At 67.8% G+C, this 13,662-nt stretch carries 11 protein-coding genes, 1 tRNA gene and 1 pseudogene; 6 read left to right on the top strand and 7 right to left on the bottom strand.

Annotated elements, in window-relative coordinates; all coding sequences use genetic code 11:
- On the top strand, window positions 1-213 hold a 213-nt coding region (locus Q4F04_RS03265; protein ID WP_303368394.1), incomplete at its 5' end, for a hypothetical protein.
- Window positions 214-260: 47 nt separating this feature from the next.
- On the opposite strand, the gene Q4F04_RS03260 is transcribed toward Q4F04_RS03265, so the two are convergent.
- Window positions 261-350, bottom strand: a tRNA-Ser gene (locus Q4F04_RS03260).
- A gap of 112 nt (window positions 351-462) precedes the next feature.
- Between Q4F04_RS03260 and Q4F04_RS03255 the strand changes: the two genes are divergently transcribed.
- From Q4F04_RS03255 to Q4F04_RS03240, 4 genes are all read left to right on the top strand, one after another.
- Window positions 463-1,362: a hypothetical protein gene (locus Q4F04_RS03255; RefSeq protein ID WP_303368393.1), complete on the top strand. Its 900-nt coding sequence runs from the start codon at window positions 463-465 to the stop codon at window positions 1,360-1,362.
- Window positions 1,359-2,438, top strand: coding sequence for an NUDIX domain-containing protein (locus Q4F04_RS03250; protein ID WP_303368392.1), 1,080 nt, complete (start codon window positions 1,359-1,361; stop codon window positions 2,436-2,438). Before Q4F04_RS03255 ends, Q4F04_RS03250 begins: the two co-directional genes overlap by 4 nt.
- 72 nt (window positions 2,439-2,510) lie before the next feature.
- Window positions 2,511-3,542 carry a cysteine synthase A gene (locus tag Q4F04_RS03245; protein ID WP_303368391.1) on the top strand — a complete coding sequence of 344 codons (1,032 nt, stop codon included), beginning with the start codon at window positions 2,511-2,513 and terminating at the stop codon, window positions 3,540-3,542.
- Between the two features lie 5 nt (window positions 3,543-3,547).
- Complete coding sequence (locus Q4F04_RS03240) at window positions 3,548-6,028, top strand: mechanosensitive ion channel family protein (RefSeq protein ID WP_303368390.1); 2,481 nt, start codon at window positions 3,548-3,550, stop codon at window positions 6,026-6,028.
- Window positions 6,029-6,236: 208 nt separating this feature from the next.
- On the opposite strand, the gene gyrA is transcribed toward Q4F04_RS03240, so the two are convergent.
- The 3 genes from gyrA to Q4F04_RS03225 all read right to left on the bottom strand — a co-directional run bounded on the left by gyrA (window position 6,237) and on the right by Q4F04_RS03225 (window position 10,189).
- Window positions 6,237-8,936, bottom strand: coding sequence for a DNA gyrase subunit A (gene gyrA / locus Q4F04_RS03235; RefSeq protein ID WP_303368398.1), 2,700 nt, complete (start codon window positions 8,934-8,936; stop codon window positions 6,237-6,239).
- 162 nt (window positions 8,937-9,098) lie between these two features.
- Window positions 9,099-9,578 carry a disulfide bond formation protein B gene (locus Q4F04_RS03230; RefSeq protein WP_303368389.1) on the bottom strand — a complete coding sequence of 160 codons (480 nt, stop codon included), beginning with the start codon at window positions 9,576-9,578 and terminating at the stop codon, window positions 9,099-9,101.
- Between the two features lie 14 nt (window positions 9,579-9,592).
- Window positions 9,593-10,189, bottom strand: coding sequence for a DedA family protein (locus tag Q4F04_RS03225; RefSeq protein ID WP_303368388.1), 597 nt, complete (start codon window positions 10,187-10,189; stop codon window positions 9,593-9,595).
- 119 nt (window positions 10,190-10,308) lie between these two features.
- On the opposite strand from Q4F04_RS03225, the gene Q4F04_RS03220 reads away from it, so the two are divergent.
- Window positions 10,309-11,157: a neutral zinc metallopeptidase gene (locus Q4F04_RS03220; RefSeq protein WP_303368387.1), complete on the top strand. Its 849-nt coding sequence runs from the start codon at window positions 10,309-10,311 to the stop codon at window positions 11,155-11,157.
- Between the two features lie 201 nt (window positions 11,158-11,358).
- Here the strand turns inward: Q4F04_RS03220 and Q4F04_RS03215 are convergent, their stop codons facing one another.
- From Q4F04_RS03215 to Q4F04_RS03205, 3 genes and pseudogenes are all read right to left on the bottom strand, one after another.
- The gene (locus Q4F04_RS03215) at window positions 11,359-12,693 is read right to left on the bottom strand and encodes a glutamine synthetase family protein (protein WP_303368386.1); all 1,335 of its coding nucleotides are present in this window, start codon (window positions 12,691-12,693) and stop codon (window positions 11,359-11,361) included.
- Between the two features lie 4 nt (window positions 12,694-12,697).
- On the bottom strand, window positions 12,698-13,525 hold the full coding sequence (locus tag Q4F04_RS03210; RefSeq protein WP_303368385.1) for an ABC transporter permease: 828 nt from the start codon (window positions 13,523-13,525) through the stop codon (window positions 12,698-12,700).
- Window positions 13,522-13,662, bottom strand: a pseudogene (locus Q4F04_RS03205) (ABC transporter permease); the annotation flags it as partial. The pseudogene Q4F04_RS03205 and the gene Q4F04_RS03210, both read right to left, overlap by 4 nt.

Here is a 13,662-nt window from a genome sequence, read left to right as displayed (position 1 = left end):
TCTCTCCTCGCTCCTCGGCATCATGCCGAGGTCGCGCGGACGATCCACTCAACGCTCCTGTTCAGATTTCCCGAGCCGGCTTTTTGTTCGCTGGCCGAAGTGACCCGAGACACCATCGAAGCGGGCAGAAAGGACCTTGCACAACGCGCTGTCGACCGGCTCGACAGGATCGAAAACAGAACAGAAACTGTCAAACCCGCACAGGCGGTTTGACAAAGTGCCCTGTAAGCAACTGAAAAAATTAGATATTTTTACGAAAGTGGCGGAGAGGGTGGGATTCGAACCCACGGAACCCGTGAAGGCTCAACGGTTTTCGAGACCGCCCCGTTCGACCACTCCGGCACCTCTCCGCGCTTTGGTGTGGTGAGGGCGGCATTTAGACGGGCAGGGGTTGAAGCGCAAGGGCTTTCGCGGAAAAATCCACGCCTCGGGCCAAGCGGCCGCGTCAGGGAACCAGCAGCGATGATCCGACCCGCATCCTTCGGCCTGTCCGGCCTTGTCCTGGCCGCCTGCCTCGGCATCGCCGCGCCGCCGCCTGTCCTGGCGCAGCCGCGGCCAGGGGTCGAACTCGGCCCGCCCCCCGCCTTCCAGCCGGTGAACGCGGCGCGGATCTCGGCGGCGATGCAGGTGGACCTGCTGGCCGATGTGCTGGCGACGGAAATCGCGGGTGCGGGCGACCCCTTCAAGCCGGACACGGGGCCGGGGTCCGGCGCGGACGAGGGCTGGGTGGCCATCGTGAACCGCATCGCGCCACCCTCTCGCATCAGGAACCGCATGCGTGAAGGCATCGCCCAAGGCGTCGCGGAACTGCGGGACCCGGCCGAGCGTGCCGCAGTGGCCGCGGCGCTGGGTTTCTGGGAAAGCGGCTTCGGCCGCCGCGTCATCCTGCTGGAAATCGGCGCGCGGCGGGCGATCTCTGCGCCTGACATCGAGGCAACCGCGCGGGATGCCTTTGCCGCCGCCGCGGCCCGCAACCATCCGCGTGCCGCCCAGGTCCGCGCCCTGATCGAGGCCGCCGATCTGGTCGAACCCGCCGTCGCGGCCTCGCTGAACATCGCCTTCGCGACCCTGCGCGGCGCGCAGGAGGCCGCGGGCGCCGTCGATCCCTCGATCATCGAGGATGCGTGGGCGCAGGAGCCCGAGATCCGCGCCGACCAGACCGGCTGGATCGAGGCGCTGGTCTTCATGGCCAGCGCGCCCCTGTCGGATGCCGAGATGGCGGTGCTGATCCGCGCGGCGGGATCGCCCGGCAACCGCCGCCTCGGGATCATCCTCAACGAGGCGGCAAGCGCCACCTTTGCCGAGATCGCGCGCGACCTGGGCCGCGCCTCGGGCCTGCGCCAGATGGGCGAGCGGCTGTGAGCGGACGGGTGCTTCTGATGGGGCCGCTGGCCGATCCGCGGATGATGGCGGCGCTGGGTCTGGCGCCTGATGGCGCGCCTGTGATGCTGCCGGGCAGGCTGACGGGCGGAGGACGCGCGGGCATCGCGCCGGATGGCTGGCCGGGCTGGGAAAGGGCGGCCGAGGGCCATATCTCTGCACAGCCTGTCCGGCCGACGCCGCAGCTTGTCCGCTATGCCGAGATCATGGACCTGCAGGCGATCGACGCGCCCGAGGGCATGGTGGTCGGCGCGGCTGCAGGGGTCCGGGCGGATGACGGCACCTTTCGCGCGGAACTTGCCGCGCAGGTCGCAGCCGATCTGCTGGCGCGGGACCCCGCCCAGCCGGCTGCGGAAATCAGGGCGCGGTTGCCGATGATCGCCTTGTGGGCCGACTCGCGCCTGCGGGCGGCGGCCGAGCGGGGATCTGCGCTGCCCCCCGGTCCCAAGGGCGAGGACCGACTGCGGATCGAATCCCGCAGCGAACCTTATGGCAGGTATTTCTCGGTCGAATCGCTGCGGCTGACGCATCGGCTGCATCGCGGCGGCTGGTCCGATCCGCTGGAACGCGCCGTGTTCGTGTCGGGCGATGCGGTGGTCGTGCTGCCATGGGACCCCATGCGCGACCGCGTGCTGGTGGTGGACCAGTTCCGGGCCGGTCCGGCGGCGCGCGGCGACGGCCAGCCCTGGATCTATGAACCCGTCGCGGGCCGCATCGATGCCGGTGAGACGCCCGAATCCACCGCGCTGCGCGAAGCCGTGGAAGAGGCCGGGCTGACGCTGGAAAGGCTGATCCCGGCGCCTGCCTTCTACCCCTCGCCGGGCGTCGCGGCCGAGTTCATCTATGGCTTCATCGGCATCGCCGACCTGCCGGATGGCGCGGCCACCGTCTCGGGCCTGCCGTCGGAAGGCGAGGACATCCGCGGCCATGTGATCGCCCGCGACGCGTTCATGCGGATGGCGATGGACAGGCGCATCGTCAGCGGCCCGCTGATGATCCTTGCGCTGTGGCTCGACAAGCGGGCGGAGGGGTTGAGGCAGGGGCTCGCGCCCGGCTGAACCCTGCGCGAGCCGGGTTGCCCGCCCCGGTCGCTGCTGGTTTAACGGGCGCGACAAGGAAAGGCCCCGTTCATGCGCAACTATCCCGACCTGGCCGCCGCGATCGGCCATACCCCCCTGATCCGCCTGAACCGCGCATCAGAGGAAACCGGATGCGAGATCTGGGGCAAGGCCGAGTTCATGAACCCCGGCCAGTCGGTCAAGGACCGCGCGGCGCTGTACATCATCCAGGACGCCGTGGCGCGGGGCGAGCTGCGCCCCGGCGGCACGGTGGTGGAAGGGACGGCGGGCAACACCGGCATCGGGCTGGCACTGGTCGGCGCGTCGATGGGCTTCAGGTCGGTGATCGTGATTCCCGAAACGCAGAGCCAGGAAAAGAAGGACATGCTGCGGCTGGCCGGGGCCGAACTGGTCGAGGTTCCGGCGGTGCCCTACAAGGACCCCAACAACTACGTCCGCTATTCGGGCCGGCTGGCCGAGGCGCTGGCCAAGACGCTGCCGGGCGGGGCGGTCTGGGCCAACCAGTTCGACAACACCGCGAACCGCCAGGCGCATCTGGAAACCACCGCACCTGAAATCTGGGAACAGACGCAAGGGAGGGTGGACGGCTTCATCTGCTCGGTCGGCTCGGGCGGGACGCTGGCGGGGGTGGCGATGGCGCTGCAGCCCAAGGGGGTGAAGATCGGCCTGGCGGACCCTGAAGGCTCGGCTCTTTATTCCTGGTATACCGATGGCGAGCTGAGCGCGCCCGGCAACTCGATCACCGAAGGCATCGGGCAGGGGCGGATCACCGCCAACCTCGAAGGCATCACCACCGACTTCAACTGCCGCGTCCCGGATACCGAGGCGCTTCCGGTGCTTTACGACCTGCTGGAGCATGAGGGCCTGTGCCTTGGCGGCTCATCGGGGATCAACGTCGCGGGCGCGATCCGCATGGCGCGCGAGATGGGACCGGGCAAGACCATCGTCACCATCCTCTGCGACGTGGGCACGCGCTACCAGACCAAGCTGTGGAACCCGGTGTTCCTGCGCGGCAAGGGCCTGCCGGTGCCGCACTGGCTGGAACGCGGCCTGTCCGACCTGCCGGACGTGACCGAGGTTTGACCGCGATGCGTGACGGTTTCTGTCCCGCCGCGTCCCGGCGGCTGGCGGCGTTTGCGGCAATGCTGGCAGCCGTGCTGTGGCTGGCGCTTGCCGCCGCCGCCATGGCGCAGGGGGCCGAGGAGCCCGACTATGCCGCCTGGGACCGTCTGGCGAACCGCAGCGAGCAGCTTGTCGAGACGCCCGAGGGCACGGCCGACGACCTTGCCACCCTGCGGGCCGAGGTCGTCGGCTGGCGCGACCGCTTTTCTCAGGCGCAGTCGATCAACGCGCCCCGCATCGCCACCCTGCGCGAACAGATCGCCGCCCTCGGCCCCGCGCCCGCCGAGGGCGAGACCGAGGCCGAGGACATCGCCGCCCGCCGGCGCGAGTTGAGCGCGCAGCTTTCCGAACTGCAGGCGCCCGGCCAGCGCGCGCTGGAAGCCTACAGCCGCGCCGACAGTCTTGTCCGCGCCATCGACGAGGAAGCGCGGACGCGGCAGACCAACGCGCTGCTGCGGCTCAGCCCCTCGCCGCTGCTGCCGGGAAGCTGGGCTGCGGCGGCGAACGAGGGGATGCAGGTCGTCCGCGGCATCGTGCAGGACGTGCGCGACCGCACCTATGGCGCCGCCGGCGAGGCGGTGGTCCGGCGGTTGCCGCTGGTCGGCCTTTACCTGCTGGCGGCGCTGGGGCTGCTGATCTTCGGGCGGCGCTGGGTGGACAGGCTGCCCTTGCGGCTGTCGTCGCGGGCCAGCGACTATGCCCGCGACGCGGTGGTCTTTGTCGTCTCGCTAGGGCAGATCGCGATCCCCACGATCGGCGCCTATCTGCTGATCCGCGCCGTGGACACGACGGGCCTTGTCGGCCCCTGGGGGCGGCCGATCCTGACGGCGCTGCCCACGGCCGCGCTGATCGTCTTCGCCGGGCGCTGGCTGGGACGGCAGTTCTTCCCGCTGAGGACCGACCCGCCGATCTGCTATCCGGTCGAAAAACGCCAGCAGGCGCGGGTCCTGACCACGCTGCTGGCCATCGCCGCGGGGCTGCACCATGTCGTCGCGCAGGCGCTGCTGCCGCTGTCGGGACTGAGATCCGGCACCGCGAGCCGCCGCGTCCCGATGGAGTTCACCGAGGCCGCCGCCGCCGTCTGGCATCTGCCCATCCTTCTTCTCGGGGCGCTGACGCTTTACCGGCTGTGCCACATCCTGCACCGCGCGAACGCTTATACGGCGCCGGGAACGCCCGGCTACCGCAACCGGATCATCGCCATCCTCGGCAATCTGGCGCGGCTTGCTGCCGTCGTGGCGCCCTTGGCGCTGCTGGGCGGCCTTGTCACCATGGCCAATGCGCTTCTGTGGCCGATGGCGATGACGGTCGGGCTGGTCACGCTGGTGATCCTGCTGCAGGACTTCGCGACCGACCTCTGGGTTCTCGTCCGCCGCAACCGCGACGGCTCGCGCAACGACCTGACGCCGGTGTTGATCGGCTACGGGCTGGTGCTGCTCTCGCTTCCGCTGCTGGCGCTGATCTGGGGCGCGCGCAGCACCGAGCTGGCCGAGTTCTGGACCCAGTTGCGGCAAGGCATTTCGCTGGGCGGGGTGCGGCTGTCGCCGGGCGCGATCCTCACCTTCATCCTCGTCTTCGGCCTGGGCTACATGCTGACCGGGGTCGTGCAGGGCCTGGTCCGCACCTCGATCCTGCCGCGCACGCGGCTGGACGAGGGCGCGAAGAACGCGGCCGTGTCGGGACTGGGCTATGTGGGGATCGTGCTGGCCGCCCTGATCGCGATCAGCGCCGCCGGCATCGACATGTCCAGCTTCGCCATCGTCGCCGGTGCCCTGTCCGTCGGCATCGGCTTCGGCCTGCAGAACATCGTGTCGAACTTCGTTTCGGGCATCATCCTGCTTGTCGAACGCCCCGTGGCGGTGGGCGACTGGATCCAGGTCGGCGCCTCGCAGGGCTATGTGCGGCGGATCTCGGTCCGCTCGACCCGCATCCAGACCTTCGACCGCACCGACATCGTGGTGCCGAACTCGGACCTCATCTCGAAGGAGGTCACGAACTGGACGCGCGGCAACCTGCAGGGCCGCATCATCGTGGCGGTGAACGTGGCCTATGGGGCCGACACCCGCCAGGTGTCGAAGATCCTGATGGAGATTGCCGAGGACCAGCCGACCGTCCTGATCAACCCCGCGCCCTCGGTCCTGTTCACGGGCTTCGCCAACGAGGGCATGACCTTCGAGATCCGGGCCATCATCTCGGACATCAACCAGGGCTTGGGCGTTTCCACCGAGATCCGCCACCAGATCGTCGAACGCTTCCGTGCCAAAGGCATCGCCATCCCCTTCACCGTGCGCGACTTCTACAACGAGGAAGGCACAGTCCTGTCCCAGGCCGTCGCCATCACGGGCAAGAGTCCCGACGCCACCGAGGAGCCTGCGGACGAGCAGGGCCTGCTGAGAGCCGCCGCGATCAGCCACCCGGACCGGCTGGACGCCGGCGGCAACGCCTAGGGTCTTGATCCCCGCATCGCGGGCGACAGCGACGGGCCGGATCAGCGATAAGCCCGAGGGACTGGCCTCGGGGCCGGATCAACCGCCAGCGGGGGCGATCCAGCCGTGAACGGGACCGCTGCTTTTTCGCCCGGTCGCTGCAGGCAAACGACCACAAAAGGAAACGCCGCGCTTTCACCAAGCGCGGCGTTATCTGTCGGGAGAGGACTCAGGCTTCGGCTTCGGTCTCGATCTCAGGCCCGCCGTTCTCGTCGCCCTGATCGGCGACGCGGGCAACGGTCACGACTTCCTCGCCCTCGGCCGCATTCAGGACCCGGACTCCACCGGCAGAGCGCGACCGGAAGCTGATCCCCTCGACCGGCACCCGGATCGACTGCCCGGTCGAGGTTGCCAGCATGATCTGGTCGTCCAGTTCCACCGGGAAGCTTGCGACCAGCGGCCCGCCGCGCATGGCCCGGTCCATCGCCATTACGCCTTGGCCGCCGCGCCCGCGCACCGGATAGTCATGCGCCGAGGACAGCTTGCCGAAACCGCGCGCGGTCACGGTCAGGATCAGGTCCTCATGTGCGCTCATCTCGGCATAGCGTTCCGAGGACAGCGCGGCCTCGGCCACGTTCTCGTCCTCGTCCGGCTCGGCCCCGTCGTCCAGCGCCCCTTCGACGGCGCGGCGCATCTTGATATAGGCCGCGCGTTCCTCGGGCGTGGCCTCGAAGTGGCGGATGATCGACATCGACACGACCCGGTCGCCCTTGGCCAGACGGATGCCACGCACGCCGGTCGAATCGCGGCCCTTGAAGATGCGGACATCCGTGGTCGGGAAGCGGATCGCCCGGCCCATGGCCGTGACCAGCATCACGTCGTCGTCCTCGTCCGCGATGCGCACGTTCACGAGGCTGACGCCCTCGGGCAGCTTCATCGCGATCTTGCCATTGCGCATGATGTTGGTGAAATCCGACAGCGCGTTCCTGCGCACGTCGCCATCCGAGGTGGCGAAGATCACCTGCAGGGCGTCCCATTCGTCCTCGGGCACGTCCACCGGCATCAGGGCGGCGATCGAGGTGCCGCCGTCGATCGGCAGGATGTTGACCAGCGCCTTGCCCCGCGCCGTCCGCCCGCCCAGCGGCAGCCGCCAGGTCTTCAGCCGATAGACCATGCCCTCGGTGGTGAAGAACAGCAGTTCCGTATGCGTGTTCGCCACGAACAGCGTCGTGACGACGTCATCCTCTTTCGTCGCCATCGAGGACAGGCCCTTGCCGCCCCGCCGCTGGCTGCGGAACTCGCTCAGCGCCGTGCGCTTGACGTAGCCGCCCGAGGTGATGGTGACGACCATGTCCTCGCGCTCGATCAGGTCCTCGTCGTCCAGGTCGCCCGCCCATTCGACGATCTCGGTCCGGCGGGGGACCGCGAACAACTCCTTCACCTCGCGCAACTCGTCGCCGATGATGTCAAGGACGCGCTGGCGGCTGGCGAGGATCGCCAGATAGTCGCGGATCGCATCGGCCAAGGACTGCAACTCGTTCGTGACCTCCTGCACCCCAAGCTGGGTCAGGCGCTGCAAACGCAGGTCGAGGATCGCGCGGGCCTGGGTGTCGGACAGGTTGTAGGTGCCGTCCTCGTTCACCGGATGCAGCGGATCGTCGATCAGCCTGAGGTATTCGAGGATTCCCTGCGCGGGCCAGCGCCGTTCCATCAGCCGGTCGCGCGCCTCGGCGGCATCGCGCGAGGCGCGGATGGTCGCCACGACCTCGTCCACGTTCGACACGGCGACGGCAAGGCCGCAGAGGATATGGCTGCGTTCCCGCGCCTTCCGCAGTTCAAAGGCGGTGCGGCGGGCGACGACCTCCTCGCGGAAGGCGATGAAGTAGGTCAGAAAGTCGCGCAGGGTCAGTTGTTCCGGCCGCCCGCCGTTCAGCGCCAGCATGTTGGCGCCGAAGGTGGACTGCATCGGGGTAAAGCGGAAAAGCTGGTTCAGCACGACCTCGGCGGTCGCGTCGCGCTTGAGTTCGATGACCACACGCACGCCCTGGCGGTCGGATTCGTCCTGGACATGGGCGATGCCCTCGACCTTCTTTTCCTTGGCCAGATCGGCGATGCGCTCGATCAGCGTGGACTTGTTCACCTGATAGGGCACGTCGTCGAGGATGATCGCCTCGCGCCCCGCCCGCACGGTTTCGATCCGGGTGCGGGCCCGCAGGATGATGGACCCTCGCCCTTCCAGATAGGCCTTGCGGATGCCTGACCGGCCCAGGATCACGCCGCCGGTGGGAAAGTCGGGACCGGGCACGATCTCCATCAGCCGCTCGGTCGGCAGGTCGGGGTTCTCGATCAGCGCAAGCGTGGCGTCGATGACTTCGCCCAGGTTGTGGGGCGGGATGTTGGTCGCCATGCCGACGGCGATGCCGCCCGCGCCGTTGACCAGCATGTTGGGGAAGCGCGCGGGCAGGACGGTGGGTTCCCGGTCCTTGCCGTCGTAGTTGTCCTGGAAATCGACGGTTTCCTTGTCGATGTCCATCAGCAGCCAGTTGGCGGCCTTGGCCAGACGCGCCTCGGTATAACGCATCGCCGCCGGCGGGTCGCCGTCCATCGAGCCGAAGTTGCCCTGACCATCCAGCAGTGGCAGGGACATGGAAAAATCCTGCGCCATCCGCACCAGCGCGTCATAGATCGAGGCGTCGCCATGCGGATGGTATTTCCCCATCACGTCGCCCACAGGTCGGGCGGACTTGCGATAGGCCTTGTCGAAGGTGTTGTTCGTCTCGTCCATCGCAAACAGGATGCGGCGATGGACGGGCTTCAGACCGTCGCGCAGGTCCGGAATCGCACGGCTGACGATGACCGACATGGCGTAATCGAGATAGGCCGTCCGCATCTCGGTCGCGATGTCGATGGTCGGCCCGTCATGGGCCATCACGGCGCGCTCGGGTGCCTCGGTGCCTTCGGAATCGCCGTCCGTCGGCAGGTCGTCTTCGGGGGTGTCGGCCAAGGGGTTTGCCTCAATGTCTCGTTGCTGGTGGATGTAACATCCACCGCCCCTTGGTTCAACGCTTCAGCCCCTCGAAACGGCGGTATTTCAGCGGTTTGAGCGGCGAAGCGCCATCGCCCAGACCACCACCAGCGCGCCTGACAGGATGGCGTTCCAGGCGGCCATGGTCAGGCCCAGGAAATGCCAGCTCGGCTCGTCGCAGCGGACCACCGGCGCGCCTTGGATGCGGGCCAGAAGCTCCTGCGGGGTGACAGCGGACAGATCGCCGAGTCCTCCCGAGCAGGCGGACGGACCCGCCCACCATGCCTGTTCCACGCCGACGTGGTGGATGGCGAAAGCGGTCGCCAGCACCGCCGCGACCAGCCCGAGGACGCCCCAGATCCGCCGGAACCCGGTCGCGGCGATGGCTACGGCAATCACGGCCGCCGCAAGATGCGGCCAGCGCTGCAGGATGCACAACTCGCAGGGGGCGTAGCCGATGCTCTGGAAGAACAGGGCGGCGGCCAGCAGAGCGGCCGAGCCACCCCCGGCCAGCAGGGCGAGGTTGCGGGGGGAAGGGCGCATCATCCGGCGAGCCCCCCTCAATGCGGCCGCCAGGTGATGACGCGGTAGAGATAGACCAGCACGACCGTCACCACGACCACCTTGGACAGAGGGTCGATAAAATCGGCGACGCGGTGGTAGTTCGCCTCAAGCGCCATCCCAGCGGCGGTCAGCACCAGCGTCCACAGAAGGCTGCCGGCAACCGTGAAGGCGAGGAAGCGGCCGAAGGGCATCCGCGCCACGCCAGCCGGGACGGAAATCAGCGTGCGGACCGCCGGGATCATCCGCCCGATCAGGACCGCTGCGCCGCCGTGGCGGTCGAACCACGCCTGCGCCCGCTCGATGTCCGAAGGGGCCAGCGTCAGCAGGCGGCCGTAGCGGGCCGACCAGCGTTTCAGCCGCGGCGCGCCGATCCACAACCCGATGAAATACCAGAAGCTCGTGCCCAGCACTGAGCCCAGCGTGCCGATCAGCACCGTCGGCCAGAAGGAGAGCGTGCCCGCGGCTGCCAGATAGCCCGCCAAGGGCATGATGACCTCGGACGGGATCGGCGGAAACAGGTTCTCGGCCAGCATGAGGAAGAAGATGCCGGGATAGCCCCAGCCCTCGATCACCGACAGAACCCACTCGAACATCCGACCCTCGCGTCATTGGCCACGGTTCAGACGTCCGTAACGGGGTTTCCTTTCCAAGTCTTGCACGGTGCGTCAAGCCTGCGTAACCCTTGGATCAACAAGCCTTGAGGACGCGCGACATGGAATGGAGAGGCCGCCGCGGCAGCGGCAACATCGAGGACCGGCGCGGCATGGGCACCGCCAGCGCAGGCGGCCTGGGCCTGATCGGCACGCTTGTGGTGCTGGCGGTCGGCCTGTTCTTCGGGGTGGACATCTCTCCGCTCGTTGGCGGGATGCAGGGCGAGCCAAGCGCGGGGATCGAGCGCGAACTGACCGCCGAGGAACGCGAGATCGGGCAGTTCGTGTCGGTCGTGCTGGCCGATACCGAAGAAATCTGGGGCGATGTCCTGCCCGGCCAGACCGGGCTGGCCTATCGCGAACCCAGGCTGGTGATGTTCTCGGGCGCGGTGCAATCGGCCTGCGGCGGCGCGTCCTCGGCAATGGGGCCGTTCTACTGCCCCGGCGACCAGCGGGTCTATCTGGACACCGATTTTTTCCGGGTCATGCAGCGGAACATGGGGGCGGGCGGGGACTTCGCCTATGCCTATGTGATCGCGCATGAGATCGGCCACCACGTCCAGAACCTGATCGGCGTGCTGCCGCGCGTGAACAGCCTGCGCGCGCAGGTGGGGCAGGCGGATGCGAACCGGCTGTCGGTGCTGACCGAACTGCAGGCCGACTGCTTTGCGGGCATCTGGGCGCGCCACGCCGGCGAGCGTTTCGGCAGCATCCAGCGCGGCGACATCGACGAGGCGGTGAACGCCGCCCGCGCGGTGGGTGACGACATCCTGATGGAAAAGGCGGGGCGCGCGCCCATGCCCGACAGCTTCACCCACGGCTCGGCGGCCGAGCGCAGCGGGTGGCTGATCCGGGGCATGGAATCGGGCGAGATGGCCGATTGCAACACCTTCGCCGAGGCCGGGCTTTGACAAGACGCCTCGTGGCGGGAACCACAGGCATGATCCGCAAGGACAGGCCGTAATGCCCGCCTTCTGAAACGTTCTGGCAGGATGGCCATGGCGCTGCGGTCCCTCTGGCGCCGGTGGCTCATCCTTGTCCGCAGGCTTCAGCGGACAAGTCGAGGCCACTGGCCTGCGTCCTTGCCTTCGGACTGCTCTGCCCTGCAGGATTCAGACCGTATCCAGATACAGTTCGATCGTCTCTGCATCCGACAGTTCGGCCATGTAGTGCAGCTCCTGCCGCTTGGTCATCAGCAGGTTGTCGATCAGGTGCTGCGAGAAAATGCGCTTGATGTCCGGGCAGTTTCCGAAGCAGTCGATGGCCGCGGCCCATGACCCCGGCAACTGCTCAAGGTCGTGGTCATAGGCGTTGCCGGTGATCGGGGGCGGACAGTCCAGCCGGTCCTCGATCCCGTTCAGCGCGGCCCCGAGGATGGCCGCCACGGTCAGATAGGGATTCACGTCGCCGCCAGGCGTCCGATGCTCGATCCGCCGCGCCTTGGGGTGAGAGGAAGGGATGCGGATGGCCGAGGTCCGGTTTTCATAAGCCCAGCCGATCCCCGTGGGCGCATGGGCGTTCGGCACCAGCCGGTCGTAGCTGTTCTCATGCGGGGCGAACAGCAGCGTGGACCCCGGCATCGCCCGCAGGCAGCCGGCGACGGCATGGCGCAGCTTTTCGGACCCGCCCTCGCTCCCGTCGTCGAAGATGTTGTTCCCTTCGGCATCGAGGATCGAGAAATGCATGTGCATCCCGTTGCCGTTGAAAAGCTCATAGGGCTTGGCCATGAAGGAACCGGCAAAGCCGAAGCGGCGGGCAATGCCCTTGACCAGCATCTTGAACAGCCAGGCATCATCCGCCGCCTTCAAGGGATCGGGCTGGTGCATCAGGTTGATCTCGAACTGCCCCGGCGCGGCCTCGGAAATCGCGGTGTCGGCGGGAATGTCCATCGCCTCGCAACTGTCGTAAAGCTGGGTGAAGAAGCGGTCGAAGGCGTCAAGCGCACGCAGGCTCAGCGTTTCCGCCCCTGTCCGCCGCTTGCCGGAACGGGGCGAGGGGGGCACCTGCAATTCCCCGAACTTGCTGTCGTCGATCAGGAAGAACTCAAGCTCGGTCGCCACGACGGGCGTCAGCCCGGCGGCCTTGTAGCGGTCCACGACGCGGGCCAGCGCCTGTCGCGGGCAGCCGTCATAGGGGCGCCCGTCGGGATGGAACATCCACAGCGGCAGCAGCCCCGTAGGCGCGTCCAGCCAGGGCATCGGCATGAAGCCGCGCTCGGTCGGCATCAGCAGCCCGTCCGGGTCGCCCGCCTGCCAGACAAGGGGGCTGTCCTCGACGTCCTCGCCCCAGATGTCCATGTTCAGGACGGAAAAGGGGAACTTGGTCCCTTCCATCATCAGCTTGTCGGCGAAGCGCGCGGGCACGCGCTTGCCGCGCGCAACGCCGTTAAGGTCGGAAGCCGCCACGCGGATCGTCTTGACCTCCGGGTGATCCCTCAGCCAGTCCATGATGTCACCTGAAAAGATTGGGCCGATAGCGCAGCCGCTTGGCCGTGCCCGGCAGATGGCGGTTCAGCCGCCGGTTGACGACCCCGAACAGCCCGATCAGGCACAGGGTCAGGAGGATGAAATAGCCCGCCACGATGGGATAGGCCACAAAGGGGTTGAAGGTCTTGTCGGCGAAATAGCTGGCGTAATACAGGCTGTCGCCCTTCTGCTGGATCGCCGGGAAGGCCGAGAAGAAGACCAGCGTCGTTGCATGGAACAGGAAGATCGCCTCGTTGGTATAGGACGGCCAGGCAAGCCGCATCATGGTGGGCCAGACGATGCGGCGGAACCGCGTCCAGCCGGTCAGGCCATAGGCGTCGGCGGCCTCGAGGTCGCCCTTGGGGACGTTGCGCAGGGCGCCGTAGAAGATCTGGGCCGAATAGGCGGCGGTGTTCAGCGTCAGGACGATCAAGGCGCCTGCCCAGGCGCGGGTCAGCCAGCCGGTCGGCAACGTCAGGCCGAGGAAGGACAGCCCGTCGCGCGGCAGCAGCACCAGCGCCGAATAGGCCAGGAAGAACTGGATGAAGAGGGGGCTTCCCCGGAAGACGAAGATGAAGGCCTCGGCCGGGCGGCGGACCCATGGATTGCGGCTGGCCTTGGCCAATGCCAGCGCATTCGCCAGCACGAAGCCGAAGCTGAGCGACAGGATGGCGAAATACAGGTTCCAGATCAGCCCCGAGCCGATCAGCGTAAACTGATGGCAAAGGGTAAAGTCGCTGCGCGGCAGCAGCCGTTCCCCGATCCCGATGGACCGCAGCCCGTAGTCGGCGATGGTCTGCAGGCACTGGTTCATGCGGGGGCCTTCCGCATCGCCTCGCCCGCCATGGTGGCCTGCCCCCGCGACAGCCGCGACGCCAGCCGGTCGATCAGGCGCTGGGACAACCAGGTCATGCCGAGATAGAAGACCAGCAGCGCCAGGAAATACCACAC

It is taken from the genome of Paracoccus sp. (in: a-proteobacteria) (assembly GCF_030536915.1).
In the GTDB taxonomy this organism is placed as follows: Bacteria; Pseudomonadota; Alphaproteobacteria; order Rhodobacterales; family Rhodobacteraceae; genus Paracoccus.
Note: the sequence above shows the minus strand (reverse complement) of the source record. Positions and strands in the feature narration are given on the sequence as shown.